This is a genomic window from Sulfuricaulis sp. (assembly GCF_041499725.1).
Classification (GTDB): domain Bacteria; phylum Pseudomonadota; class Gammaproteobacteria; order Acidiferrobacterales; family Sulfurifustaceae; genus Sulfuricaulis.
This window is the reverse complement of the sequence record NZ_JBGQKW010000001.1, coordinates 1-24,480: the sequence shown is the minus strand read 5'-3', so window position 1 is coordinate 24,480 and position 24,480 is coordinate 1. Positions and strand designations below refer to the sequence as shown.

The following is a 24,480-nucleotide window of genomic DNA, read 5'->3' as shown; positions in this document are numbered from 1 at the left end:
TCGGCTAGCCTTGGGGTTCTGCGTATCCGAAATATTCGATAAAGGGCGTCAATACCGGCATGTAGAGTTCGAAGTGCCTGGCATACCGCTTCCAGCGGTACTTGGCGTGCTGATAGATCGGCTGGGTTACCTGATGATAGCTGGGGGTCTTGATTACCCTGCCCTTGGCGTGCTCAGCGTAGTTAAGAACCGCATCATCCCACTCGAACCCCAGAAACCCGATGAGTCGGCGCGCCTCACCCTCGAAATCGGCAACCAGATCCTCGTAGCGGATGCGGTGATAGTTGATCGGCAACACCCGCACATAATTACGCCACATGTCCATGACGCGTGCATAAAGTTCCACGGTGTCTCGCATGGTTTGAAAGCTCATCATTGCTGCGTTAAGCGTAAAATTCTGCATGAAACAGCTCAGGCACACATCGCACGGATGGCGAATGGCGAGTATGAATTTCGCATGCGGAAAAACGCGCCAGATGATGTGCGCCATGATCGTATTCAGGGGCATTTTGTCGATTAACATTTGCTTCGAATCGAGCCGTACGAAACGCGCTGCCGTATCGAAATAGACCTTCCTGAGCTTGGCGATTTCATCACCGCTTAGTGTGGTTAACGCATCCGGGCGATCCTTGGCCAACGCCAGGAAGGCCTCGTGCATGGCGTCAACCGTAGGGAGTTCGGACAGGGTTTGCATACGCGGGTGGCTGTCCAGGATCTGATCCAGTAGCGTGGTTCCCGAGCGCGCGAAGCCCATGAGAAACACCGGTGAATTGTCCTTGAGATCATCTTCTTCAGGGTGACCCCAGGCACTTGCCAGCGTGTTCGTGAAGTAGGCCGTTATGCGGTCCAGTTTGTGCTGATATGCGCGGCGATCATAGTTATCGGGTACCAACACCTCGGCAACAAGCCGGTTCCCCTCGGTGAAACTCTGGAAAGCACGATCCACGTCGCCAACCTGGTCGTAAAGTTTGCCCAAGGTGAGATACAACTCACCGGCGAGCGTGGGGTCAGGTCGTAGCCCCATCAGGCGTTCTAGCAGGTCGATTGCATCGCGGTGGCGTCCTTCGGTACGGGCGACTCTGGCCGAGGTGATGATCAGTGACATATTGTCGGGTGCGAGCGCAAGCCCCTTGGTTATGAAGGATTTTGCTGTATCAAGATGCCCCATCTTTTCCGCGAGAGAGGCGAGAGAGACGAGGGCGTCCACGAAATTCGCGTTGAGGGCCAATGCTTGATGAAACTTGTTCCGCGCTTCCTCGAAGCGGCCGTCGCGTTCCAGCAGCACACCCACGTTACACAGCACCTGCGGGGAATTAGGTGCTAGTTTCAGCGCGTGATTCAGATGTTTGAGGGCTTCCTCGGTCTGGCCTTGGGTTGTCAATGTTGCGCCCAGATTGCTCACCGCGGCCAGAAAATCCGGTTGCAAAGCGCAGGCCTGGCGGTAACTGGCCACCGCCTCGTCCAATAATCCGAGTTCGCGCAGGGCGTTGCCAAGCAGGTAGTGGGCCTCGGTCAGATTTGGATCGATGGTCACGGCCTGGCGATAACGGCTGAGCGCCTCCTGCATGTTACCCTGGCATTGCAACGCGGCGCCCAGCGCCGTCTGAGCCGTCGCCATATCCGGGCGTATGCTCAAGGCCTGCCGGGCGCAAGCTTCGGACTCTTTATGTAAGCCCAATCGGCGGCTGATCACCGCCTGCATCACCCAGGCGTCCGCATCCAGCTTATCGATACACACTATGTTTGTGCACAGTTCCTTTGCCTCGGGCAATCGGCCCTCCTGCATCAATGCCTGAACCTTGGTCTTCTTGGAGCGCGTTAGAACGTTGCTTTTCGCCATGGCTAATTTCACTCACGATGGGTCTTACTTAGATCAAACGGCCGCGATATTAACAGATTGACACAGCTGTATACTTGTTGGGCATTACACCCAAACTACACCTAAATCATGTTCCCTGGCTGAATAAAGCATTGCTATCGGGCGCAGGACAGCATATGGATTAAAAATATAAGAATCATATAGATATGTCTGTCGAATAAGCTTACATTATGGATATTGAATAAAATATATAATTGAAACAATTAGTTAAAAATTATATGTGTAGTTTCCTGAGTGTTTAATAAAAAAAGCGCGTTTGAGTTGTCGGATAATTTTACAAATATAGATTTATTAAATATAGAAAGTATCTCACGATATATATATCATTTTGTTTTAATTGAATTAAATTTAAAAAAATAAATACGGCACGGCGATTGCTATGTAGTAGGTCCAGTGACGAAACAATCAATATTGCCCTTTTGAAAAAGGGAGGTGTGGGTCGTCTGTCACTAACGTATCTCACTCAGATTTTATCTTGGGTGAGGTGAACTGAAATTATTTGGAGGAGTTTCTCGATGAAAAAAACTGCACTTAGTTGCGCCTTGGGTTTGGTAGTTGGTGTAGCTGCTTTCGGCGCGCATGCCGCGGTGGTCAACAATGGTGACACGCTGAGCATCACCAGCAGTACTTCGACCTCAAACGGTGCGCTTATTACCGTTAATTCATACTTCGGCATGGACCAGGATGGCAACAGCAAAATCTCTGCTGGTGAAAGGACCGGAATCACGGGTGTCGGTAACATCGTCATTGGCAGCGCGCAGGCGGGATCTGGTAGCCATAGCGGCACAATCAATGGTTCTGAAAGCCCGGCGTTTGATATCTGGCAGTTCTTTGGCAACACGGGTCTGGATTACACCACCGTCCCCGTAACGGGCAGCACCACGGCTGGCCTGAATCTGAGTGGCTGGACCGTCGCCTGGAACGGCATTCAAACCATTCCCATGGGTAACGGTCCGTGGCAACCGCTGAACTGCACGGCGCTGGGTTGCTCCGGGCACACCTTCACCAACGGCAATGCCCAGTTCATTTGGAATGGCACGTACGGCTCTACCTACTCGCTGAACTATGCGGGCACCGTGCCGCTGAATGATCCGTCCGGCTTCGGTGGCGTGCAGTACTTCCTGCACTTGACCGGCGTCGTGACTGCCGCTCCGTCTGAAGTTCCGATTCCGGCCGCTGTCTGGCTGTTCGGTTCGGGCCTGCTGGGTCTGGCTGGTGTAGCCCGTCGCAAGAAGAAGGCCTAAGACAGATCGAAACTGACTTACCGTCAGCGTTAGAACTGTCATGGTCGTAGGACATAACAATAATCGGTAAAGGTGAAGAGTGCGGCCCTGTAAGGCCGCACTCTTACACTTGTCTGGAAAGAATTCGGAGTATTCGGAGGAGAGAATAACCGGAATAAGAAAGTGGGGAGCATTATTGAAGACAGGGGGTTGGTAATACCGATTCCCTGCCGTTTTTTGTTCAGTTCTACGGGGCAGTAACCTGTGGGTGAAGAAAAAACGGAAATTTAAATAATCGGGCGGTGTAATCAAACCAGTCCGAAAAGGTGCGAGGAGATTGCGGTAATTTAGAAGGCGGTAATAATAACGCAAGGAAAGACCCGCAAGGAAAGACCTAGGAGAAAGCATGAGCCGTGTTCTAAAAAAGAATTTGTGGGTTTATTTGTTGTCCGCACTTGTCTTCGCCACCGCGCCCGCAAAGGCGGCCACGCTGTCATTTTTCTGCATCACGAACAACCTTGCCGGCGACTGCGCCATTGGCGCATCCCAGATGACGGTAACGGTATCGGACCCCGGTGCGGGCCAGGCGCTGTTCCTCTTCAAGAACCTTGCGGGGGGGAGTGCGGCTTCCATTACTGACGTGTATTTCGATGACGGCACGCTGCTGGCGCTCTCTACGATCACCAACGGTCCAGGGGTCAGTTTCTCCGAGGACGCGACGCCGCCTAATCTGCCCGGCGGAAACAATATCAGCCCGCCGTTCCAGACGGCGAAAGGCTTTTCAGCCGATTCCAATCCCCCCGTGCAGCCGAACGGTGTGAACCCCGGCGAGTGGCTCAGGATTTATTTCAGTTTGCAGTCAGGCAGTACCTTCAATGACGTGATCAACGAGCTGGGTGATGGCAGACTGCGTATCGGTATTCACGTCCAGGGATTTTCGAGTAGTGGCAGCGAAAGCTTCGTGAATGTTCCCGTCCCCGTTCCAGTGCCGGCGGCGGTGTGGCTGTTCGGTTCCGGGCTGGTTTCCTTAACGGTCATTGGAAGGCGTAAAAAATTCAGCGCGAGAAAATCGACGAACGTTTGAAACGAATGTAAGGCTATTCGGAGCGCAGGAAAGATAAGATAAGGACGGCGCTATGCAGGGAGCCTGCATAGCGCCGTTTGCGTTTCCATATCACTGCCGATGGACAAAATCCAAGTTGCCAGGCGATAAACATTCGACCGTACATGTTGCCGCGGTTCATGGATTGCCTCTATGATGTTTCGGTATGAGGGCGTGCTGATATTTCAAGCATGATCCCGGCGCGCATGTTACCCCTGGATTATTCATAAGCGCGGAAGGAGGAGGAGAGAGCACGTATGGCGTCGATTGTAACCGAGCGCTGGTTTGCCCGTGGTTTGGCTGCTTTTTCTGGCGGCTTGTGCCTGTGGTTGGTATGCGCGGCGCTTCAGGCAGCTCCTGCTGACGGGGGTGCCGGCTACTCACACGAAATCCAACAATGGATCGACGAAGCCAGTCGCAATCCGGCGAAAGCGGTTTCGGCGGTTACGGTTATCATCGAGGCGGATCCCGGTACCACTACTACAGTCTCTTCACTCGCCAATACTCACGGCGGCAAGCTGCGGTATCGCTGGAACCGGTTGCACGAAGTTTCCATTCCAGCCGGCAAACTGGCTTCCTTGGCCCGTCTTCTGCCGGCCGGTACCGTCATACGCCCCCCTTATCCTCATCAAGCGTTGGCGGTCACCGGTCAGGGCGTGGCGCTGACCGGCGCGGGTGACATGCAGGCGCTTGGCAAGAACGGCACTGGCGTGAAAGTCGGCGTCATCGATCTGGGGTTCGCCAGCCTCGCCACCGCCCAATCCACGGGCGATCTGCCATCGAATCTCACTATCACGGATTACACCGGCACGGGTACCGGTGGAATCGATCACGGCACCAATGTCGCCGAGATTGTCTACGAAATGGCGCCGGGCGCGCAGATGTATCTGGCCAAAATCAGCACCGAGGTGCAAATGCAGCAGGCGATGAGCGACATGGTGGCGGCCGGCGTGCGCGTGATCAATCACTCGGTGGGTTGGTATGGTGCAGCCTTCTATGACGGCACCGGCCCGATGTGCGACATCGCGAACCAGGCGAACGCGAGCAATGTCCAATGGGTCAACGCCATGGGTAACGATCGTAACCGCCATTACATGGCGACTTTTACCGACGCCAATGCCGACTTGCGGCATGAATTTGCGGCGAACCAGAACTACAACACAATCTCCCTTACTGCCGGAACTTCCATAACTCTCATCCTGAGCTGGGACGCCTATCCGACGACGAGCATCGACTACAACCTGTATCTCTATAACGGCAACCCCGATGCCGGAGGCGCGATCGTCGCCCAGTCGGCGACCAGACAACGGGGCACCGCGTCATCCGATCCTTATGAGTCCATCACGTACACGCCGACCACCAGCGGGACTTACTACATCGTCGTAAAGAAATATCAAAGCTCCATCGCGAATGTGCGATTCGCTTTATTTTCCCTGGGGCCCGATCTGGGTGTAAATACATACAGCAGCAGCCTCGCGCAACCCGCGGATTGCGCCAGCGTCATCGGCGTCGGTGCGACCAACTTGAGCGATGTTCCGGAATATTTTAGTTCCGAAGGACCGACCACCGACGGACGCAACAAACCGGACGTCAGCGGTCCGGATGGTGTAACAACATCGCTGACGACGTTCTACGGTACTTCGGCGGCATCGCCCCACGTCACCGGAGCGGTTGCCCTGCTTATGTCGCAAAATCCGACTTTTACGCTGGCGCAGATTAAGTGGCTGCTGACCAGCACGGCCAAAGACGTTAACACCGCAGGATTTGATTACCGAACAGGCAGTGGACGGATCAGTCTGGATGCCGACGGCGATGGTTTTAACCACGATACGGACAACTGCCGGCTGGTGTCCAATCCCACCCAGGCGGATCTGGATGGCGATGGTATTGGCGATGCCTGCGACGATGATATTGACGGAGATGGCTTGACCAATGCCCAGGAAGCTGCCCTCGGAACTGACCCTCGAAACCGTGATACGGATGGGGATGGTTTGACGGACGGACAAGAGGTGAATGTATACCACACCAATCCCTTGCTTGCGGACACCGATGGTGACGGACTGACGGATGGGCAAGAGGTGAATGTATACCACACTAATCCAACGTCATCGAACAAGGGTGATCTGGCCCCTTCTGGCGCCCCTGACGGCCAAGTCAATGTCGCCGATTTGATGATGCTGATGCGTTTTGTTGAGCATCTGCAAACCCCCACCGCCAGCGATCTGATTCTTGGCGACATGAACGGAGATGGCGTATTGGATATCCGGGATGTGTTGCTGCTGCGGCGCCAATTGGGATATTAGAGGAGATCGAGCATGAATTCGGCAATCGCAAACCTGTTTCACGCTGTCATGGTGCGAACAAACAAAACTCTTTTTGTCTGGATGTTGATCATGTTGGTGGGCTTGCCTGCCTGTACCAGCGTCAATACCTTCCCCATGGCTGCCCGTGCCGGGGATACGGTGTCGGTGATGGTTGGCGGTTCGGAACTGGCTCGTAAGGAGACGATGAGCGTGACCCTGACGGACGCCACCAGTCAGACATGGGATTTGAAATCTTTGGGCCTGGTTCGCTCTGTGTTTAACCTGCGCACGGAAGGGCGGGCATACGGAATGCATTATTCCCCTTATCTTGACAGCTATATATCGTGGTCTGCCGGCCATGAGCCGGTCCAGACGGTCCTGGTTGCCGATCTTCCGGTGAATGTTAATCCGGGCATGGCGACCTTAAACGTGTCTCTCAATGCGACGGACAATAGCTCCGGAATTGCGAGCCCATTTTCGGTGAAGCTGGAAATTCTTGCCGGCGCCGGCAGCTCCGATCAGTTTTTGCATAGGAATGCCGGGGGAGGCTCGGCGGCCGCGGATTTCAGCCGGTTCGAGCCGGCGCCGCACGCCAAGATTGATTTCGGCAATGGCACGATTATCGGTGCCGCTTCCCTGACTATTAGCTTCAACAACGCGGTGCTGAATGGCAACGACATCAATGTCTATGTCCCGGAATCCACAGTGCGCGGCTCATTCATCAGCCCCGGGGCCTTCGGTGCCACCCAGCGCATGGTGTACTGGCATCAGGACGGGCTGAAGCTCTATATCGATGTAGTGGCTCCGCAGGGGATTGATGCGCGTTATCTGAAGCTTTTTATTGTTCATCCCCGGGGACTGAGCGCTTCGCCCAGTTTCAGTCTCGTCAGTGCGTCCGTTTATGACACCAGCGGTGCAGCGATCGCGCTGCAACCGAGCCTGACCTATTACTCGTACTGATGCGCGAATGAATTCATTCATAAGGAGCACGTTATGAAAAAATCATTCATTAGCGTTGCGCTGACGTTAATTCTCGGTACGGCCGCTGTCACATCCCATGCCGCTGTGCTTAACACCGGTGATCTGTTGGCGATCGCACCCGGTGTGGTTGATCACTACGACAGTTACGGTAATGCGGTCGGTGTGGCAAGTGGTTCTTGGTTTGGGGCCGATACCAATGGCAATGGCGCTCTCTCCGAGTATGAGCGGCAGGTGACAACGCCGGGCAGTGCGGGTGGGCTGATCGTCGGCGCAACCCAGGCACCGGGAGAGATTGAACACAGCTATTTCTTCGGTGGTGACACCCGGCTCTATACCGTAACCGCGCCCACCAGCGGGGACGGGACGCTGAATCTCAGCGGTCTGCGTTGGTCATGGCTCACGGATTGGACATTCGGGAGTGGAGCTTGGACGCCGACCAACACCGCTGATTTCGGTGCTCCCGGTTCCGGCTATGCCAACGGTGTGGCCCAGCTCCAATGGAGCGGTGTCTATGGTGACAGTTATAACCTGTGGTATGCCACGACGGAGCCGGTTGGTTCCCCGACCGGTTGCGGCGGCTGCCGGTTCTTCTGGCACCTGACCGGCACCGTACAGGCGGCCCCGACGGTTCCGATCCCCGCCGCCGTCTGGCTGTTCGGCTCCGGAATACTGAGCCTGACTGGATTTTCTTTCAGAAAAAGATCGCTTTGATAATGCTGTCGACACTTCAAATTCTGTTGACTCAGAAGGCATGAACAATGAAACCACGCACACGCCGCAAATGTAAGAAGACGTCATTGTTTTGGTGGCCAAAGCAGCATATTGCGCGTTGGCTCTTTGTGTCGTGCATGTTGTGGGTGTTCCCATGCTCCGCGCAGTCGGTAACAGGGCTTACCATCGACGGCACAACATCTTCGGGTATCGTAGGTGAATTCGCGCTGACGTCCCAGTTTTCCTGGTTTCACCATGTCATCATTGATCCTCCCGGGCATAGCTGGATGTTCGGCCCGGGATCAATGGGGGGCATTGTTTTTGGAACGGAACAGCCGATGGGAGAAATGGGGGGTTGGTACATAATGTACAATCAGCCCGCCATTCTCTTCAGTGCTGCAGGTGGAATCACCATCGATTCCAATAACACGATTGATATGAGCAATCTGCTCTTTTCACAGGCAGGAACCGTGTACGATCTTGGCTCGGGATCCGGCTACAATACCCTCGTTCCTCTCGTGAGTGATATCAGTTTTCTGGGGGCAGGGCAGAATGGGTGGATGATCAACCCGGATGGGACGTATTACCTTATTTATAACTCCATCGGGCTGGGTCCCACGAGCACTTCAACGGTTCATTTGTATGGATCAGTTGTAGCAATACCGCTGCCCGGCGCGCTTGTTACCTTCGCAAGTGGAATAATAGGGTTGCTGATCATCGCTGTAGCGCGGAAAGGTGGAGTCATGTCCATGGGACGGTATGCTTTTTTCTGAGTAAAACTCACATAAGAAAAGAAAGAGGCTGAACCCTCAGTCTTTTTCTCAGGCGCATGAGTTTTACTCCTGCGCGTTTTTATTTCTAAAAATCATGCAACCACGGGGATTCATGCCGTGAAAACTCACTGGACTTGGCGGGACAAGATATGTTCCGTATCCCGGGGAGGGCGAGGTAATGGCGACGCCGATTCCGACCGTGTTCTGACTGTGGGCTCCGGTCTGCTGGTTTTTTTCGATGCGGCCGGGAGAAAAAAGCATTTGTGAGTGAACTCACTAAATACCAACGCGTGGAGAAGAAAATGAAAACTACCAAGACTGTTTTGCAATCAACCTTGATGTTGGCATTAGGTATAATCACCATAGGCGCGCAAGCCGCGGTCCTCAACACCGGCGACCTATTGACGATCACCACCGGCGTGTCGGTTTATGACACATATGGAAACTCCATTAACGTTACTTCCGGCTCATACTTTGGTTTTGACGGGAATGTCGACCACAAAATCACTAGCACGGAAAAAATCGCGATCTCGCCCGGCGTTGACGGCGGTCTGCGGATTAGCTCAACACAGCATGTAGCGGGTCCTGACAACACCAATGCCAACGCGCAGATCGACATGTGGAATTTTTTTGGGTACGGCGGCCATGACTACACAGCCCTCGCCCCTACTGGCGATACGACATCCGGTATCGACTTTTCCGGTTGGAGCTGGCACTGGCGACCGTTTAATACCTATACGGGAGAATACAACGATTTATACGTCAATATGGGAGGAGGGGCCTGGCAACCGCTGAACTGCACAAGCCTGGGATGCTCTGGTTATACCTTTACGAATGGTATTGCGAGGTTCCAGTGGGATGGTGTTTATGGACATGCGTACACACTTGACTATGCCGCGACCGTCCCTACCGGGGATCCCTCTGGCTTTGGCAATGTTCCGTTTTATTGGCACTTGGAAGGCACTGTAAATGCCGTCCCGATTCCGGCGACGGCTTTGCTTTTTGGCTCCGGGCTGACTGGTTTGTTGGGCCTGGCCCGTCGCCGCAGAAAAAACTGACCGTTCCTTCGCCATAATCAACCATCATAAAGCCCAAGACTTCATGCATGACTAACCAACAGCTCAACGCCCACATGCGCAAACTGGCCGACCTCGTTCAGGCCAACCGGATTCTGGAGGCGCGCGCATTGGGCGTTCGGCTTGCTGATGTATCTCCGAACAACACACAGGTTCTCTCGACACTGGGTGCAATACATGGAAGGTTGGGCGAATTCAAGGAGGCCGAATCCTGTTACAGGGTTCTTGTCGCGCTTGAGGCAAAATCATTCCAGCACCATAACTACCTGGGCCTGTCATTGGTCATGCAGGCTCGTCTCAAGGAGGCGCTGACACCCTTCGAGAGGGTGCTGCAGCCGATCTACCAGAGCTCGGTTGGGCGGTGGAAACACTACGAATCTTATTTAGGCGAGTTGATTGACGCGCTGTCGTGAACGCTACGACGGGAATGGAATCTTACTTAATCGGCCCGCGCATAATCGATGACAGGTTCAGCGAAGACGACTAATACCCGGGTTTGTCCGGGTGGGGAACCGAGAGTAGAGATATACCGCTTTGTCCAGACTGTTCAGTTTAATAAACTCTTTGATTATCCACTCTGGAACCGATAAGTATCGGACACCTGACGAACAAATAGGTGGAGACCCGCCCTTTTCGTCAATGCTTAAGCCATGGATTTTAAAGCTAAAAAAATCTGCAGGTTAACGGCACTCAGATGATTTCTTACATTAGCTTGTGGAACTGATTGAACGGACTAAAGGAACCTCTAAGCCAGTCAGCTCTTGATGTAGTCGATATCTAGTGTATTGTGTTCATGCCAAAGCATGGCGCGGGAGCATGGTAGATCTGGATACTCTGCTAAGCGGTCTTTCCTTTGTTTATATTCCCTGCCGGAGTACTTGTTATAGCCCAACCCATGAATAAACGATTGTGACGAGTTACCAATAAAATGAAAAAACAGAAATCAAACTCAAAGGAGGAGCAAACAATGTACAAGCAAATTCTCAGTTCGGCAATCCTGGTGTCTCTGGGTACGGTTGTCTCATTAGGCGCCCAAGCGGCGGTACTCAACAATGGCGACGTTCTGCATATTACCGCTGCCGGTTTTTCATGTAACTCTAATAGCTTTTGCGTTGTCACCAGCGGTTCCTATTATGGAGTCGACCAAAACAACGATAGCGCAATTACTAACGTCGAAAAGACCCCGCTCTCGGAAGGTACTACCGGCCTTGTGATCGGGGCCATCACCACCCCCGGCGCCACGCATAGCGGCCCCCCCACGGCCGGTGATACGAATCAAATCACCGCCCCGGATTATTTTTTCGGTAATACGGGTTCCTGGTACTCGACGATTCCCATTACGGGGAGCACTACCGCCGGCTTGAACATGAGTGGCTGGAACTGGCCCTGGAATGGCTTACCGAGCATTCCAGAGGGTAGCGGCGCCTGGCAGCCGACCAACTGTGCTGCACTGGGGTGCACCGGCTACACCTTTACCGATGGTATCGGTCGGCTCCAGTGGGATGGTGTGTATGGACATGCCTATTTGCTGGACTACGCGAGCACCGTCCTTGCGGGGGATCCCTCCGGTTTCGGTGGCGTGCATTTTTATACACACCTCGAAGGGATTGTAGCGGCGGCTCCCGTCCCGGTCCCGGCGGCGGTGTGGTTGTTCGGTTCCGGTCTGATGGGATTGCTCGGTGTGATAAGAAAACGCAGGGCCGCCTAACTGTTTACATGCAGCAACGGCGGCTCACTCGAGCCGCCGTATTTATCCTACCCAGCATGATCTCCGACGCTGCGCGCCAGGGTGAGCGAAGCGATGGAAAATAATGACAGTATGACTCGCAGTAATAAAAAGCAGGCCCTGCTCCTGCTTCAAAGTAATAAACTTGCCGAGGCAAAGAGTCTCCTAGAGAAAATATGCAAAATAGATAGAAACGATATTGAATCCTGGATACTTTTGGTTCAAATCAATGCACGCCTTGGCCAGCCCGATCAAGTAGAAAAATGCTGTCGAGAAATTATCAGGATTAATCCTGGTTTATACGATGCGCATTATCATCTCGGCTGTGCGCTCATGTTCCAGAACAAACAAAATGACGCCGTCTCTGCTTTTCAACGCGTGATTCAGCTGAAACCCGAACATGCGATGACATATTTGCATTTAGGAAACTTGTCAGCCAGCGTCGGTGAGGCGTTAAAGTACTACCAGCGTGCCGCACAACTAGAACCAAATTTAGCAGAAGCCTATGGTGCCGTCGGCACTGCACTTGTAAGTTGTGGTCAAATCCAGGAGGCGGTTGCAAGCTTTCGAGAGGGTCTGCGGATCAGACCAGACTTTCACACCTTACACAGTAGCTTGCTCTTTGCGCTGAATTACAGCGCTGCCTATGACGCGCACACGATATTTTCCGAACATGTTCGTTGGGGCCAACGTTATGCGTCCACCTCTGCATTTCTTCATGCTAATACGCCTGATTCAGATCGACGATTGCGTGTTGGATACGTTTCGCCCGATCTACGCGAACATTCGGTTTCGTATTTTTTCGAACCGCTGCTCGCTAATCATCATGCGGACGAGGTCGAGACTTTCTGCTACGCGGAGGTTGCTAAGCCCGACTCGACGACAAAGCGTTTGCAGTCGTTGGCTAAACATTGGTACACCACCTGTGGTATTACCGATCGTGAGCTAGCCAATCGCATTCATGCTGACAGAATAGATATTCTCGTTGACCTTGCCGGACATTCTTCAAATAACCGGTTATTGGCATTTTCTGCCAAGCCCGCGCCGATACAGGCAACATATCTGGGTTATCCGAATACGACCGGTGTAGCCGCAATAGACTACCGATTGACAGATGCTTGGGCTGACCCGCCGGAGCAGACTGACAGCTTTCATACGGAAAAGCTCATCCGATTGCCGCGTGGTTTCTTGTGCTATCTTCCGCCATCGAATCCACCTCCAGTCACACAACCGCCTGTGACAATCCGAGGTCATGTTACGTATGGCTCATTTAACAATCTGCCGAAGATTACACCCAGTGTCGCTTCACTGTGGGCATCAATCTTGCGTACGGTACCAGACGCTCGTCTTGTCTTGAAAAACTTCTCATTAAGCGACTTGTCGATAAGAAAACGTTATTTGCAATTATTTTCTGAACATGGAATTGCGCCCGATCGGTTGGAATTGCAGGGACGCCATGACTCGATGGCCGAACATCTAAGTTCGTATGGCGCAATTGACATTGCGTTGGATACATTTCCCTATAATGGAACGACTACGACATGCGAGGCCCTGTTGATGGGTGTTCCTGTCGTTACCTTGGCGGGCCATTTGCACGCAGGTCGTGTTGGAATCAGCTTACTCACGCAACTTGGGCTTTCCCATCTTATTGCCGAAACGCCAGAGGAGTATGTCCGTATCGCATCTATATTGGCAAAAAATGTCGAAGATCTCTCGCGTTCACGTGCATCTTTGCGTGAAAGAATCATGAATTCCTCTTTGTGCGATGGAAAAAGTTTCGCCAGGGAAGTGGAATCCGTTTATCGCTCAATGTGGAAGAAATGGTGCATTGCGCATAAAGCCTAACCGCGAAGTGACAAAAGCGGGAAACGATCGCGAGATTGACGATGGCGGCGTGGCGTGGGGATCGTGCCACGGCAATACGGCAGCGGCGGGAAGAATGTGCTCGCCGGTATCAGCAAACGCTGGGGACACCTGTCGGTGCACGTTATTGATCCACGGGGCGCAGGCCGCGGTGGCAGCGGCCAAACGCAAGCAGGATGCCCGCAGCCGCTGGATCACCGCCGTGGCACTCGCCAACAAGAATGCACAGATCCTCTGGGCGCTCATGGCCCGCGGGGAGGAGTACCGAAAAGCGTCTAAGCGCGAAGGTGTAACGAGAGTTGAGCTTAAGGTATTTCAACCTGTCCCGTTGCTGCCATTTTGTTATCATCAAGCCAGAGACTTCATGCATGACTAACCAACAGGTCAATGCCGAGATTCACGAGCTGGCCCGCCTCTTTCAGGCAAACCGGATGCCCGAGGCGCGGGCGTTTGGGCGCAGACTTGTCAGCGTGGCCCCGAATAACACGCAGGTTCTTGCGCTGCTGGGCGCCATCCACGGAAGGCTGGGCGAATTCAAAGAAGCCGAATCTTGCTACGAAAGTCTTTGCCGGCATGAGCCAAATTCCTTCCAACATCACTGCTACCATGGTCTGTCATTGGTAATGCAAAGTCGCCTCAAAGAGGCGGTGGCGCCCTTCGAGAGAATGCTGCAGTTGCGGCCTGACTTTGCCGAGGGGCATATGCAGATGGGTTGCTTGCAGCGCGATCTTGGACAGCTCGACTTGGCAATCAGACACCTGCGGCGGGCTTTGCAACTTTCTCCGGCGCTTCTCGATGCGGCCGTGTTTCTCGCCAACATCCTGATATTCAGGGGCGGGATGGAAGAGGCGCTGGAATTATGCAATCAGGTTCTGGCCAAGGTGCCCGAGCACCCCGAGGCGCTGGCGAGCAAAGCATTGATACTGGAGAAACAGGGCCACCTCGATGCGGCGTGGGAATGCCTGGCCCCAATAGTCGCTGGAAACACCGCCACGCCTGGCGCGGCAATCGTCTACGCAAAGCTCGCTCCGAAATATGACAGCGCCAATCGCGCCATGTCACTTCTGAATACCGTACTGTCTCGCCCATCCTGGGCACCGTCGCAACGACAGGAAATGTATTTCGCGCTCGGTGAATTGAATGACAAGGTCGGGGACTATGATGCGGCATTCTCCCACTATCGTTCAGCCAACTCGCTGTACCCACACCGGTTTGACGTGGCAGCGAAGCGGAAAAAAACTGAAGAGATCATCGAGGTCTTCTCCAGCAAGGAATTGCCGACAGCGCGCCAAGCGTCACGAGAGTTACCCACGCCGATTTTCATCGTCGGCATGCCGCGCTCCGGGACGTCGCTGGTGGAGCAGATACTTGCCAGCCACCCGGACGTGGCGGCGGCAGGTGAGCTGGAGGTCATGGATGATGTGGAACGACGCGCCGCCGGCATTATCGGCGGCCGGGGAAGCTACCCCGAATGCCTTCGTGGCGCCACGCCTTCCGAAATGACAGCTCTGGCAGACCATTATCTCGGTGCGATCGCTGATATCGCAAAAGGTGCCCGGTTTGTCACGGACAAGCTTCCCATCAACTATGAACGGCTGGGGTTAATTGAAAGACTTTTTCCAAACGCGCGTATTGTTCACACCACCCGGCATGCGCTCGATACCTGCCTGTCGTGCTATTTCCAAAACTTCGGCAACACCCATACATACTCGTCTGACCTGCGCGCCCTGGGTGAAGTCTATCGGATTTACGAGAGGCTTATGGCTCACTGGCATGCGACATTGTCAATTCGCATTCTGGACGTCAGCTACGAAGCGCTTGTCAGCGATCCGGAACAGACGGTCCGGACGTTGTTGGAGTTTTGCGATTTGCCATGGGATCCGCGCTGCCTCGAATTTCATAAATCGACACGTTACGTCAATACGGCGAGCTACGATCAGGTCAGGCAACCCATCTACCGGAGTTCGGTTGGACGGTGGAAACATTACGAATTCTATTTGGGAGAGTTAATTGAAGCCCTTCATGAGAGTCCGTGCGACCCTTTGCGCGAGTCGTGAATGGCTCTCAGTAACGGCAGGATGCGCGACGGAGGCAATTTCTATTCGATTTATCTTAAATCTGACAAGAAATCGAGACAGGCGGTGCGTTGTGCTGTACCGGGCGTTATAAATGAGTCATGAACCCTTCGGTATACAGTCGATGGTTGTCCGGCGCGAATCTACATAAATCAGATCTCACCCTCATGGAAAAGTCAGGAGAGGGCGGTGTCAGCTGGACACGAACAGCTTGCGGTGTTTATCAGATCAGCGGCACCATAGTAACTTATTCATTTTGCTGGGAACTCTACGAAACGTCCGGCACCGGTTATTACGGTTTCCGGGGAATTTGCGAGAGGGAGTGTACATGAAGCACTTTTCGGTCCAGTAAGGCGCTGTTGTTATTGACTTGGTGGCCGCCGATTATTAGTCTGACAGCCTCGATAATGAAGGTGACACCTCAAGCGGACATGGGTGACGCTGAAAACTTTAGTTTTAGTGCCATTGAGAAAAGTCCGTAAATCAAAAACGATTTTGAACTGGAGGAGTTTTGCGTCATGCGTGGAAAAAAATGCTTATTGAAGAATTTGGTTGCATGGGGAGTGGTGCCCGCGCTCTTGCTGGGGTTGGCGGCATCCGTCCCGGTGCAGGCCGGCGATTTGTATGCCGGAGTGGGGTTTGGCAATGCAAAAATGACAGAAAATAACATTTGCGGGGTGGCGGGAAGCCTTTTGAGTGGCGGGTATTCCTGTTCGAGCAGCGATAATACCAACAACGCCTTTAAGCTGGTCGGCGGATACCAGCTCATGGATGTTCTGGGATTTGAACTCAGTTACCTCAACTTCGGCGGGACGTCTGCCAATGCCAAAAGTACTTCCACCTCTGTAACCGCCGCGACCACGTTTGATGTGGATGGATTCGCGTTTGCCGGGGTGGGGACTTTGCCTATCACAAAAGACTTTGGCCTCATCGGCCGTGTTGGGATGTTCCGCTGGAAGGTACAGTCCGAAGCTTCTATTCCTGGCGGGCGCAGCACATTGGCGAGAGACACCAAGCCCGGCTTTGCCTTCAATAACATTGGTGTTGGTTTTAAGTACGGCATCAGCAAAACCATGGATATGCGTGTGGAATGGGAGCGATTTAAAGACGTGGGAAATACCCTTATTACCGGGTCGAGCGATATTAATCTGATAACGCTTGGACTTTTATATAAATTCCAATAACTGACAATCCGCACATGAAAGCCGGGTTAGCTCACTCCGGCTTTCTTTATTTGACAGTCGCCACTACCTGTTACTGGAGCTTTGGCAGGTAACTGTTCAGCATAAGCTGTCGTTTTCCATTGCCCTGATCTTCCCCGAGCAGTTTGAGCAGGGATTCCAATTCAGCCGCCCGTTCGCGGGGGAGAGCGGAGCCGGTGAGCTGAACTTGGCCGGTCTGAGTTTGCCACTGGCCCTGACCGGTTAATTCAAGAGCGCCTCGTGCGGTGGAGAGCTTGAGGTTAGCCGTTTTTCCCGCGCCGATGATTTCAAGACGGTAATCGCCCAGCGGCTTAACATTTGAAAGACTGCTGCCCGCGCCTTGCCACTCGAGCGTCGCGTTTCCTTCCAGATTTTTCTGACCGAAAACAAGGTCCGATGTGCGCAGCCTGATCTGGCCTTGGGGGCCAATCAACGTAGCGGGCGGGTAGAGTTGACTGACGAAGGTCGCGGGAAACGCGGCGTCAGTATCTTTGATGGAAAGGCTTTCCTTGGCGATGCCGAGCGTGGTTTTGATTTGTCTATCCGGCGTATTGGTTTGCAGTGTCAGTTGAACGCGCCCGGTCAGCAGCCAGAAGGGGTTTATGCTCCATTCGGTTTGACCGAAATCGTGCGGCACGGTCTGCGGATAATAGATCACCAACCGCCCCTTGCCGTGCCACAGGCTGCCTGAAAGAGGATCGAGGCGAACTGTGTTATGGGTGTAGTAGTCCAGCCCCCACGCAAACCACGATGCCGGCATCTCGATGATGAGAAATAGCAGATAAAAGACCAGCCCGAAGACGGCGTACAGCAGCCAGCGTTTTTTCACGCGCCGGCACCTCGCAAGACGAGGCGTGCGCTGACCGTGCCCGCCGTCGCCTGTGGCTCAAAGGTGGCTTTTTCCACCCGCACGCCGCCCTGGGCCTGAAGATTGCCGAGCCAGCTGATCAAGGCATTGAAATCAACACTGTCCAGTGAAAGACGTGCGCCATTGGACCCATCCGGTTCCATGCGCGTGATGCGGCCGCGAATGCCGCTTACCGTCGCGGATTGTTCCAGCCTGGCCAGCAGGTTGCCGCCCGCCGTCGGCATGCGTCCGCTGGCGCGAAGCTGGTTGACTTCCATGGCCTGTACCTGCATCTGGGCCAGTTGTGTTTTTTCCTGTGGTACCGCTGTGCGCAACCGCGACAGCTCGTGCAGCACCGGCAGCCACAGCGCGAGATACAGGATCAGCAGCACGGCGGCGGCGCCACCGAGGTAGATAAGCTGTTGCTGCGGCGTGAGATTTCGCAGTCGTTCCAACGATAATTTTTGTAGTAGAGCGCGGATCATGTTCCCGCCTTGCTTGTCTGGCCCAGGCGCAGCCGCCCTTCGATGCCACCAGACGTGCTGTTGGCGCCGATGACCTCGACCTGCATGCCGCGTGCCGTGAAGGCATTTTTAACCGTCTCCATGGTCTGGAAATCCGGCAAGGTGATATCCAGCGTCAAACGGGTTTCGCCGTACTGCATGCCACGCAGTTTCAGCTGCGGGCTCGCCTGGATGACGGGCGCGATGCTTTCGAGCAGCGGCAACATGTCGGCGCCGGAAGATTTTCCGCCCTTGTCCTGCATGTCGCTGATGAGCCGCTGCATTTGCAAGGCCGGATCCACCACGACCTGCGCGTCGGGAAAGGTGCGCTTGAAGAGCGACATCATCTCCTGCCGGAGATTTTCATGAGTTGTTTTCAGTTGCCACCATTCCCAGAGATTGAATCCGAGGCTGCCGACCAGCCACACCGCCAGCATGATCGCCGCCGGACGCAAGGCAGGCGCCATGGCCTGTATTTGACTCGATGGCGCGTAAGACCCCTGTAACAGATTCAAGGCCGGCGTGGATTCATGATGAGTCGCCCAGAACTCCTGTTTCTGCGTTTGTACCGTTAAATTCAGTTGTGTCGCCCATGCGTTCTGGTCGAAACCGGGTGGCGGTTGCATGATCGTAAGGCCTTGCGGCGCCATCTGCTTTTCGCGCGCTTCGCGCACGGCGGTTTCCAGCATGGATGGCGGCGTGCGCACGCCGGTCGCGCACACGAAACCGGAGGCCGTCCCGGTGCGCACCCAGATTTCGTCTTCGTGAAACGCCGCCGACCAGGAGCCGCCGATGAGCGGAAGCGCCAATTCCGCCGGGCACAGGCTGACGGGGCGCAGCCCGGCGTCGGTCAGGCGCGAAATCCAGGCCTGCAGGCGGGCGCGTGCCGTGATCGCCACGGCGAGACTGGCATCGTCCAGGACCCGATAGGCGAAATGCAGCTGATCCGGCTCGCCGATGATCTGGTCTTCGAGCGCGTACGGCAGGGCCTGCTGGATTTTGGCGCGCGAACGCGTGGGCAATGTGACGCGCGTCAGCAGCGTTTCCGAGGGCGGTGTCCAGGCGTGAACCCGTGTCATGGCGCCGACACCGGGAATCTGATTCAGCTCCGTGACCTGACCGTGGGGCGCCACACCCGCGTCCCCACGCAACCGCCAGTGGATATTGCCATGGCTTTCCGGCCATCCGCGGGGCAGAAGCAGCTCCAGGGTATTTCCCTGGCGTAACCCGACCTGCCGCAGTCTTTGCAGCATTTGCCCAAATGGGCGTGCACGGTTCGCTAACGAGACCTGTCGCTTAGCCATTCTTTAAAATATCGAGCGGTATTGCCATTGCGCATCATTATATATTCCCGTCTGACATGGTATTGGATTTTTCGCCAGGCGCTGCGTTCGCGGTTGCCATTTTGGTGGGCAGGCGCTGGCGATGCCAGAGGATGCGCGAAACGCTGTCGTTTGCGTCGCGGTGTATCAGCGCCTGTGTAGTGCGCTGGTAGCGGCCAAACTGGGTTTCGACGGTGACTTCGAAATAACTGCTTTTGATGCCATACGAAGGTATTGTTTTTTTGTCGCCAACCGGTAGCCCCGGGTTCTTGGCACGGATCTCTTCCATGGATTTGTAAGGCCGCTGCGCCACGACTTGTTCAATGGCGGCGGGGTCGGTCAGAGTATAAAACAACGCCGCCAGGACCTCCTTGGGCGCGGTGTTGACGTTGATTTCTGTGCCTGAGGGCAGGACAGTGACCAGCGGGCGCAGTTTGTCGACAATTTCCTGGGTAAACCCGCGCACCAGGCGTAGCTCATCCACGCTCGTCATCGGCTGGTTCGCGGCGCGATAAGGTGTTTTCATCTGCAGATAGTCAAGGTCCTCCGCGCCGTAGGGCTGCTTGTTGTCGCCGTTGTCATCGATCCAATCGATTACAGCGTCGATGAGATTTGGGTCAAGCGACAGGGACTCGAGCAGATGCCGGAAAGTTCCTACATCCGGCGGATTGGGCTTACCGTTGAGTACGAGATTGTTGAGATTAAACAGTGCGTGCGCGTCGGTAATCAGACCTGTAACCTGACCTCCTTCCACGGCGAGAGGCGGTAGCGGCTTGGCCCAGTTTTCCGTCAGGTCATCGGTCTGGTTGTCCTTGGCATCCTTCGCCAGAATGATAAAGGCCCATTCCAGCGCGCCGGCGCGCACCACTTCGGCCTGGGCGCGGTCAGACAGGTTCTGAGCCTGGCGCAGCCATATCTGCTGATCGAGACTGAGGTACGCCGCCGTGGTCGCGGCGATGGCCACGACCAGCATGGCGGTGATCAAGGCGAGCCCTTTTTGTCTTGCAGGCATGACGGGTGGCCGGTCAGCCATTGACCAGAAAAAAGCGCGTGAATTCGCCGCGCCCGGTAAGCGTCAGTTTTATTTCCACGCCGCGGGGAAGGACTTCACTGATTCCTTGGACAGGCCACTGATCCAGCCACACGCCGGCCGGTGCAAAAAAACGCACGCGAAATTCCTCCACATGCGTGAGCAACGGGAACTCCTGCGGCGTGCTTTGCGGTCCCTGATCGAGCACCGGCCACACCACGCGCTTCAAGGTGCCGTCGACCAGGCGGTAGGCGATACGCTGCATATCGCTGCGCGCGCCGGAATCGAATGTCAGGACGCCGCCGCGCGTGAATTCCACGCTGGGCGCGCCGGTGGCGCGCGTGTCCGTCGGTTGTCCGCGGAAAGCGGGCAGGGGGTCGCCAATCGCATCACGCACGGTTCGCTCCCGCGCCTGCGAGAAATCGTCCTCCATGCGGGTGAAGCCGAGAGACAAGCTGCGCCAGAATTCGTGTTCCGCGTCGAGCCGTTGGCGGTCGTGGAGCAGGCGGTCGAGACTCCCGTAGGCGATGACCGAAACGAGCGCGAAAATGCCGATCGCCACCATCAGCTCGAGAAGCGTGAATCCGTTATTGCGTTTCATGTGCCGGGAGGTTTAGTGCCGATCTTGTTGCGCAGGTATCCGATCAGTTTGGCGCGCGTGTCCTTGCTGTCGGGCGTGCGTCGCACGGTAATTTCAATGCGCCGCATTTTCGGCTCCGGCGTCGTCGAAACCTGTTCACGCCAGTACCATTTTTCGCCGCCCATTTCCGTTTCCCCGTCAATCGTGTCGGCGGCCGGCCAATCCTGCCGCATCTCATGCTCCGCCAGCCGGTTCTGCGCCACCCACAGCGCCACATTATGCTCACGCAGGCTGACGGTGGTATCAACCGCCTGCGCCATGGCACGCATGACGGCGGCCAGAGCGATGGCCAGCACGGCCAGCGCGACGAGAACCTCGACCAGGGTAAAGCCGCGAGACGAGGCGCGCATCAGCCCTTCGCCGGCGTCGCCGGGGCGATCTGCGCTGTGATTTCCCCTGTCAGTTCGCCTTTCACGAGCCAGCGCGTCTTGCCGCGCGACAGGGTCACGGTGAAAACGGACAATTCACCGGTCGGCAGCAGGATCAGGCGCGGCTTTTCAGTATCGGATGCACCGTCGATATCTACCGACGAAATAACAATATCCTGCGGCAGGGCACGCGGGTAGAGCACGTCGTCCTGGGACAGCGGCTTGTATTCACCCTTGTCGTCCATAACCAGAAAGGAATAACCCTGACGTTCAATCACCACCTTGATAACCTTTCCCTGGAGGATGGACTCCTGTTGCGCGGTTTGCAGCAGCAATGTCAATCGATTGGCTTCATCGCGCACGATGGAATCCCGGTCGGGTTCCAGATTCACGCTGACGATGCCGAGAACAATGACGATCACGAGCATCACCACGGCGACTTCGATCAGCGTGAAACCGCGGTTGTGACGCATGTCGTTCATGGATGCGCGTCAGTTGTCGAGATTCCAGGATCCGACATCGGCATTGACACCTTCGCCGCCCGGCTGTCCGTCGGCACCCAGACTTAATATATCGATATCGCCATACAACCCGGGATTGAGATACTGGTACTCGTTTTTCCATGGGTCCTTCGGAAGACGGTCGAGATAGCCGCTGCCTTTCCAGTTGCGCGGGATCTCGCCGGTTTCGGGCTTCTTCACCAACGCCTGGAGGCCCTGTTCGGTGGAAGGATAGACGCCGTTGTCCAGTCGATAGAGCTTGAGCGCGCTGGTGATGGCGCGAATATCGCTTTTGGCGGCCACCACGCGGGCTTCATCCGGCCGGTCCATGATCTTGGGCACGATCAATGCCGCCAGAATACTCAATATCACCACGACGACGAGAACCTCGATGAGGGTAAAGCCGCCGGATTTACCGTCGTAACGCGTTACATATTTCATAGACAACCTCATTTGATGAGTTGATTCATTTCAAAGATGGGGAGCAGGATGGCGATTACGATGAACAAGACGATCGCTCCCATCACCAGGATGAGCAGGGGTTCGAGCAGCGCCGTGAGCGCGCGCACCCAGTTTTCGAGCTCGCGCGTCTGCGCTTCGGCGGCGCGTTGCAACATCTGGTCGAGCTTGCCGGTGGCCTCGCCGCTGGCGATCAGGTGGATGACCATCGGCGGAAAAAGCTTGGTTTTGCCGAGCGCGCGCGACAGGTTGCCGCCTTCGCGAACTTGGCGCAGCGCGTCCTCCACGGCGGCGCGCATGGGAAGGTTGGTCACGACCTGCACGGCGGATTGCATCGCGCTGAGCAGCGGGATGCCGCTGGCGGTGAGAATACCCAGCGTGCTCGACAGGCGCGCGGCGTTGGTGCCGCGCAGCAAGCGGCCCACCAACGGGAGCCGCAACAATAGATGATGCCAGCGCAGCCGCAGGTGCGGTTCACGCAGTGCGATACGGAACGCAACAATGCCGGCAATGACCACAATCAGCCACCACCATCCCCCTCCGCGCGCGAAATTGCTGACCGCTATCAATATGCGCGTGACCACCGGCAGAGTCTGACCGGTATTTTCAAAAACGCGCGTCACTTGCGGCACGACATATACCAGCAAGCCGATGACGACGGCGGCGGCGACCAGCGTTACCAGCGCGGGATAAATGAATGCGAGTAATACTTTCTGCTGCAGGTTCTGCCGGCTTTCGGTGTAATCCGCGAGCCGTTCCAGCACTTCATCGAGCTTACCGGACTGCTCGCCGGCATCGACCATGCTGCGGAAGATGTCCGGAAATGACTCAGGAAACTGCGCCAGACCGCGCGAGAGCGACTGGCCTTCGAGGACGCGGGTACGCACGCCGGCCAGCACCGACCGCGATCGCGCCGATTCCGTCTGCTCGATAAGCGCATTGAGGCATTCCTCGATGGTCAGGCCGGCGTGAATCAGGGTGGCAAACTGGCGGGTCAGCAACGCGAGTTCGGATCCGGGGATGCCACGGCGGAACGAGAACGACCAAGCGCCGCGTTTTGCCTCGGCGCTCTGGTCAATGACATCCACGCGCAGCGGAGTCAGGCCTTTCTCGCGCAATTGGGCGCGCACCTGACGCTCGGCATCGCCTTCCATCACGCCTTTGACGGCGTGTCCCTGCGTGTCCAGCGCCTGATATTCAAATGCCGCCATTACTCAGAAGCCATCTTAAAAACCAGATGTAGGGTGGGCATTTCCCACCGTCGGACGGTTATCGAAGCCACCAGCGGCGGGCGGTGACCACCCTGCCAATGCGTGAAACGCATTTTTGAAATTGCTTTTATTCACGCGTCACGCGCAGCACTTCTTCGAGACTGGTGGCGCCGGAGCGCACCCAGCGCAGGCCGTCGTCGCGCATGTTGCGCATGCCGCGGGTACGGGCATAGTCACGCAGTTTCCCTTCCGAGGCGCCGTCATGAATCAAAGTGCGCAGGCTGTCGTCGATGGTCAGCAGCTCGTAGATACCGGTGCGGCCCTGGTAACCGGTATTGGTGCAGGCATTGCAACCGACGGGTGTGTAAATGGGAAGCGCTTCGGGTTCGCTCCCGTTGGCAGCGAGCAGGCGCAACTCCGCGGCATCGGGTGCGCGCGTCTGGCGGCAGAGGGGGCAAAGTTTGCGCACCAGGCGCTGGGCCAGCACCCCGAGCAGGCTGGAGGCCACCAGAAACGGCTCCACACCCATGTCCACGAGGCGCGTCACGGCGCCGACGGCGTCATTGGTGTGCAGCGTGGCGAGCACCAGGTGCCCGGTCAGGCTGGCCTGCACGGCGATCTGCGCGGTTTCAAGATCGCGGATTTCACCGATCATGATGATGTCCGGGTCCTGGCGCAGGATGGAG

23 protein-coding genes and 1 pseudogene are annotated in these 24,480 nt (G+C 55.6%); 13 read left to right on the top strand and 11 right to left on the bottom strand.

Going from position 1 to position 24,480, the window contains the following annotated elements; translation table 11 throughout:
• Window positions 1–4: 4 nt before the first annotated feature.
• Window positions 5–1,840 (bottom strand): tetratricopeptide repeat protein, encoded by a 1,836-nt coding sequence (locus ACC569_RS00120; protein ID WP_372521449.1) that lies wholly within the window; start codon window positions 1,838–1,840, stop codon window positions 5–7.
• A gap of 554 nt (window positions 1,841–2,394) precedes the next feature.
• Between ACC569_RS00120 and ACC569_RS00115 the strand changes: the two genes are divergently transcribed.
• The 13 genes and pseudogenes from ACC569_RS00115 (at window position 2,395) to ACC569_RS00055 (ending at window position 16,896) form a co-directional block, all read left to right on the top strand.
• The gene (locus ACC569_RS00115; RefSeq protein WP_372521448.1) at window positions 2,395–3,123 is read left to right on the top strand and encodes a VPLPA-CTERM sorting domain-containing protein; all 729 of its coding nucleotides are present in this window, start codon (window positions 2,395–2,397) and stop codon (window positions 3,121–3,123) included.
• A gap of 385 nt (window positions 3,124–3,508) precedes the next feature.
• Window positions 3,509–4,186 (top strand): hypothetical protein, encoded by a 678-nt coding sequence (locus ACC569_RS00110; protein ID WP_372521447.1) that lies wholly within the window; start codon window positions 3,509–3,511, stop codon window positions 4,184–4,186.
• 275 nt (window positions 4,187–4,461) lie between these two features.
• Window positions 4,462–6,507: a S8 family serine peptidase gene (locus ACC569_RS00105; protein WP_372521446.1), complete on the top strand. Its 2,046-nt coding sequence runs from the start codon at window positions 4,462–4,464 to the stop codon at window positions 6,505–6,507.
• Window positions 6,508–6,519: 12 nt separating this feature from the next.
• Window positions 6,520–7,467: a hypothetical protein gene (locus ACC569_RS00100; RefSeq protein ID WP_372521445.1), complete on the top strand. Its 948-nt coding sequence runs from the start codon at window positions 6,520–6,522 to the stop codon at window positions 7,465–7,467.
• Between the two features lie 33 nt (window positions 7,468–7,500).
• Entirely contained in the window at window positions 7,501–8,199 is a 699-nt protein-coding gene (locus tag ACC569_RS00095; protein WP_372521444.1) for a hypothetical protein, read from the top strand.
• A gap of 47 nt (window positions 8,200–8,246) precedes the next feature.
• Complete coding sequence (locus ACC569_RS00090; RefSeq protein ID WP_372521443.1) at window positions 8,247–8,972, top strand: hypothetical protein; 726 nt, start codon at window positions 8,247–8,249, stop codon at window positions 8,970–8,972.
• 263 nt (window positions 8,973–9,235) lie between these two features.
• Window positions 9,236–10,030 carry a hypothetical protein gene (locus ACC569_RS00085; RefSeq protein WP_372521442.1) on the top strand — a complete coding sequence of 265 codons (795 nt, stop codon included), beginning with the start codon at window positions 9,236–9,238 and terminating at the stop codon, window positions 10,028–10,030.
• 47 nt (window positions 10,031–10,077) lie between these two features.
• Complete coding sequence (locus ACC569_RS00080; protein WP_372521441.1) at window positions 10,078–10,461, top strand: hypothetical protein; 384 nt, start codon at window positions 10,078–10,080, stop codon at window positions 10,459–10,461.
• Window positions 10,462–10,976: 515 nt separating this feature from the next.
• On the top strand, window positions 10,977–11,756 hold the full coding sequence (locus tag ACC569_RS00075) for a hypothetical protein (protein WP_372521440.1): 780 nt from the start codon (window positions 10,977–10,979) through the stop codon (window positions 11,754–11,756).
• A gap of 93 nt (window positions 11,757–11,849) precedes the next feature.
• Window positions 11,850–13,619, top strand: coding sequence for a tetratricopeptide repeat protein (locus tag ACC569_RS00070; RefSeq protein WP_372521439.1), 1,770 nt, complete (start codon window positions 11,850–11,852; stop codon window positions 13,617–13,619).
• 54 nt (window positions 13,620–13,673) lie between these two features.
• Window positions 13,674–14,013, top strand: a pseudogene (locus ACC569_RS00065) (transposase); the annotation flags it as partial.
• On the top strand, window positions 14,006–15,694 hold the full coding sequence (locus ACC569_RS00060; RefSeq protein ID WP_372521438.1) for a sulfotransferase: 1,689 nt from the start codon (window positions 14,006–14,008) through the stop codon (window positions 15,692–15,694). The pseudogene ACC569_RS00065 and the gene ACC569_RS00060, both read left to right, overlap by 8 nt.
• 536 nt (window positions 15,695–16,230) lie before the next feature.
• Window positions 16,231–16,896, top strand: a complete 666-nt coding sequence (locus tag ACC569_RS00055; protein WP_372521437.1) for an outer membrane beta-barrel protein — start codon at window positions 16,231–16,233, stop codon at window positions 16,894–16,896.
• Between the two features lie 70 nt (window positions 16,897–16,966).
• Here the strand turns inward: ACC569_RS00055 and gspN are convergent, their stop codons facing one another.
• The 10 genes from gspN to ACC569_RS00005 form a co-directional block, all read right to left on the bottom strand.
• Window positions 16,967–17,743, bottom strand: coding sequence for a type II secretion system protein N (gene gspN, locus ACC569_RS00050; protein WP_372521436.1), 777 nt, complete (start codon window positions 17,741–17,743; stop codon window positions 16,967–16,969).
• On the bottom strand, window positions 17,740–18,216 hold the full coding sequence (gspM, locus tag ACC569_RS00045; RefSeq protein ID WP_372521435.1) for a type II secretion system protein GspM: 477 nt from the start codon (window positions 18,214–18,216) through the stop codon (window positions 17,740–17,742). Before gspM ends, gspN begins: the two co-directional genes overlap by 4 nt.
• A 26-nt stretch (window positions 18,217–18,242) precedes the next feature.
• Entirely contained in the window at window positions 18,243–19,517 is a 1,275-nt protein-coding gene (gene gspL / locus ACC569_RS00040) for a type II secretion system protein GspL (protein ID WP_372521434.1), read from the bottom strand.
• Window positions 19,518–19,605: 88 nt separating this feature from the next.
• Complete coding sequence (gspK, locus tag ACC569_RS00035; protein WP_372521433.1) at window positions 19,606–20,598, bottom strand: type II secretion system minor pseudopilin GspK; 993 nt, start codon at window positions 20,596–20,598, stop codon at window positions 19,606–19,608.
• 13 nt (window positions 20,599–20,611) lie between these two features.
• The gene (gspJ, locus tag ACC569_RS00030; RefSeq protein ID WP_372521432.1) at window positions 20,612–21,217 is read right to left on the bottom strand and encodes a type II secretion system minor pseudopilin GspJ; all 606 of its coding nucleotides are present in this window, start codon (window positions 21,215–21,217) and stop codon (window positions 20,612–20,614) included.
• Complete coding sequence (gene gspI / locus ACC569_RS00025) at window positions 21,214–21,606, bottom strand: type II secretion system minor pseudopilin GspI (protein ID WP_372521431.1); 393 nt, start codon at window positions 21,604–21,606, stop codon at window positions 21,214–21,216. The genes gspJ and gspI overlap by 4 nt, the downstream gene beginning before the upstream one ends.
• Window positions 21,606–22,106, bottom strand: coding sequence for a GspH/FimT family pseudopilin (locus ACC569_RS00020; RefSeq protein WP_372521430.1), 501 nt, complete (start codon window positions 22,104–22,106; stop codon window positions 21,606–21,608). The genes gspI and ACC569_RS00020 overlap by 1 nt, the downstream gene beginning before the upstream one ends.
• Window positions 22,107–22,115: 9 nt before the next feature.
• Entirely contained in the window at window positions 22,116–22,565 is a 450-nt protein-coding gene (gene gspG, locus ACC569_RS00015) for a type II secretion system major pseudopilin GspG (protein WP_372521429.1), read from the bottom strand.
• Window positions 22,566–22,573: 8 nt separating this feature from the next.
• Window positions 22,574–23,794 (bottom strand): type II secretion system inner membrane protein GspF, encoded by a 1,221-nt coding sequence (gene gspF / locus ACC569_RS00010; protein ID WP_372521428.1) that lies wholly within the window; start codon window positions 23,792–23,794, stop codon window positions 22,574–22,576.
• 127 nt (window positions 23,795–23,921) lie between these two features.
• A partial coding sequence (locus ACC569_RS00005) for a GspE/PulE family protein (RefSeq protein WP_372521427.1) occupies window positions 23,922–24,480 on the bottom strand: 559 nt, incomplete at its 5' end.

Coding starts and splice junctions, on each gene's coding strand:
- ACC569_RS00120 (WP_372521449.1), bottom strand. CDS start 1,840: ATGGCGAAAAGCAACGTTCTAACGCGCTCCAAGAAGACCAAGGTTCAG.
- ACC569_RS00115 (WP_372521448.1), top strand. CDS start 2,395: ATGAAAAAAACTGCACTTAGTTGCGCCTTGGGTTTGGTAGTTGGTGTA.
- ACC569_RS00110 (WP_372521447.1), top strand. CDS start 3,509: ATGAGCCGTGTTCTAAAAAAGAATTTGTGGGTTTATTTGTTGTCCGCA.
- ACC569_RS00105 (WP_372521446.1), top strand. CDS start 4,462: ATGGCGTCGATTGTAACCGAGCGCTGGTTTGCCCGTGGTTTGGCTGCT.
- ACC569_RS00100 (WP_372521445.1), top strand. CDS start 6,520: ATGAATTCGGCAATCGCAAACCTGTTTCACGCTGTCATGGTGCGAACA.
- ACC569_RS00095 (WP_372521444.1), top strand. CDS start 7,501: ATGAAAAAATCATTCATTAGCGTTGCGCTGACGTTAATTCTCGGTACG.
- ACC569_RS00090 (WP_372521443.1), top strand. CDS start 8,247: ATGAAACCACGCACACGCCGCAAATGTAAGAAGACGTCATTGTTTTGG.
- ACC569_RS00080 (WP_372521441.1), top strand. CDS start 10,078: ATGACTAACCAACAGCTCAACGCCCACATGCGCAAACTGGCCGACCTC.
- ACC569_RS00075 (WP_372521440.1), top strand. CDS start 10,977: ATGAAAAAACAGAAATCAAACTCAAAGGAGGAGCAAACAATGTACAAG.
- ACC569_RS00070 (WP_372521439.1), top strand. CDS start 11,850: ATGGAAAATAATGACAGTATGACTCGCAGTAATAAAAAGCAGGCCCTG.
- ACC569_RS00060 (WP_372521438.1), top strand. CDS start 14,006: ATGACTAACCAACAGGTCAATGCCGAGATTCACGAGCTGGCCCGCCTC.
- ACC569_RS00055 (WP_372521437.1), top strand. CDS start 16,231: ATGCGTGGAAAAAAATGCTTATTGAAGAATTTGGTTGCATGGGGAGTG.
- gspL (WP_372521434.1), bottom strand. CDS start 19,517: ATGCTGCAAAGACTGCGGCAGGTCGGGTTACGCCAGGGAAATACCCTG.
- gspK (WP_372521433.1), bottom strand. CDS start 20,598: ATGCCTGCAAGACAAAAAGGGCTCGCCTTGATCACCGCCATGCTGGTC.
- gspJ (WP_372521432.1), bottom strand. CDS start 21,217: ATGAAACGCAATAACGGATTCACGCTTCTCGAGCTGATGGTGGCGATC.
- gspI (WP_372521431.1), bottom strand. CDS start 21,606: ATGCGCGCCTCGTCTCGCGGCTTTACCCTGGTCGAGGTTCTCGTCGCG.
- ACC569_RS00020 (WP_372521430.1), bottom strand. CDS start 22,106: ATGAACGACATGCGTCACAACCGCGGTTTCACGCTGATCGAAGTCGCC.
- gspG (WP_372521429.1), bottom strand. CDS start 22,565: ATGAAATATGTAACGCGTTACGACGGTAAATCCGGCGGCTTTACCCTC.
- gspF (WP_372521428.1), bottom strand. CDS start 23,794: ATGGCGGCATTTGAATATCAGGCGCTGGACACGCAGGGACACGCCGTC.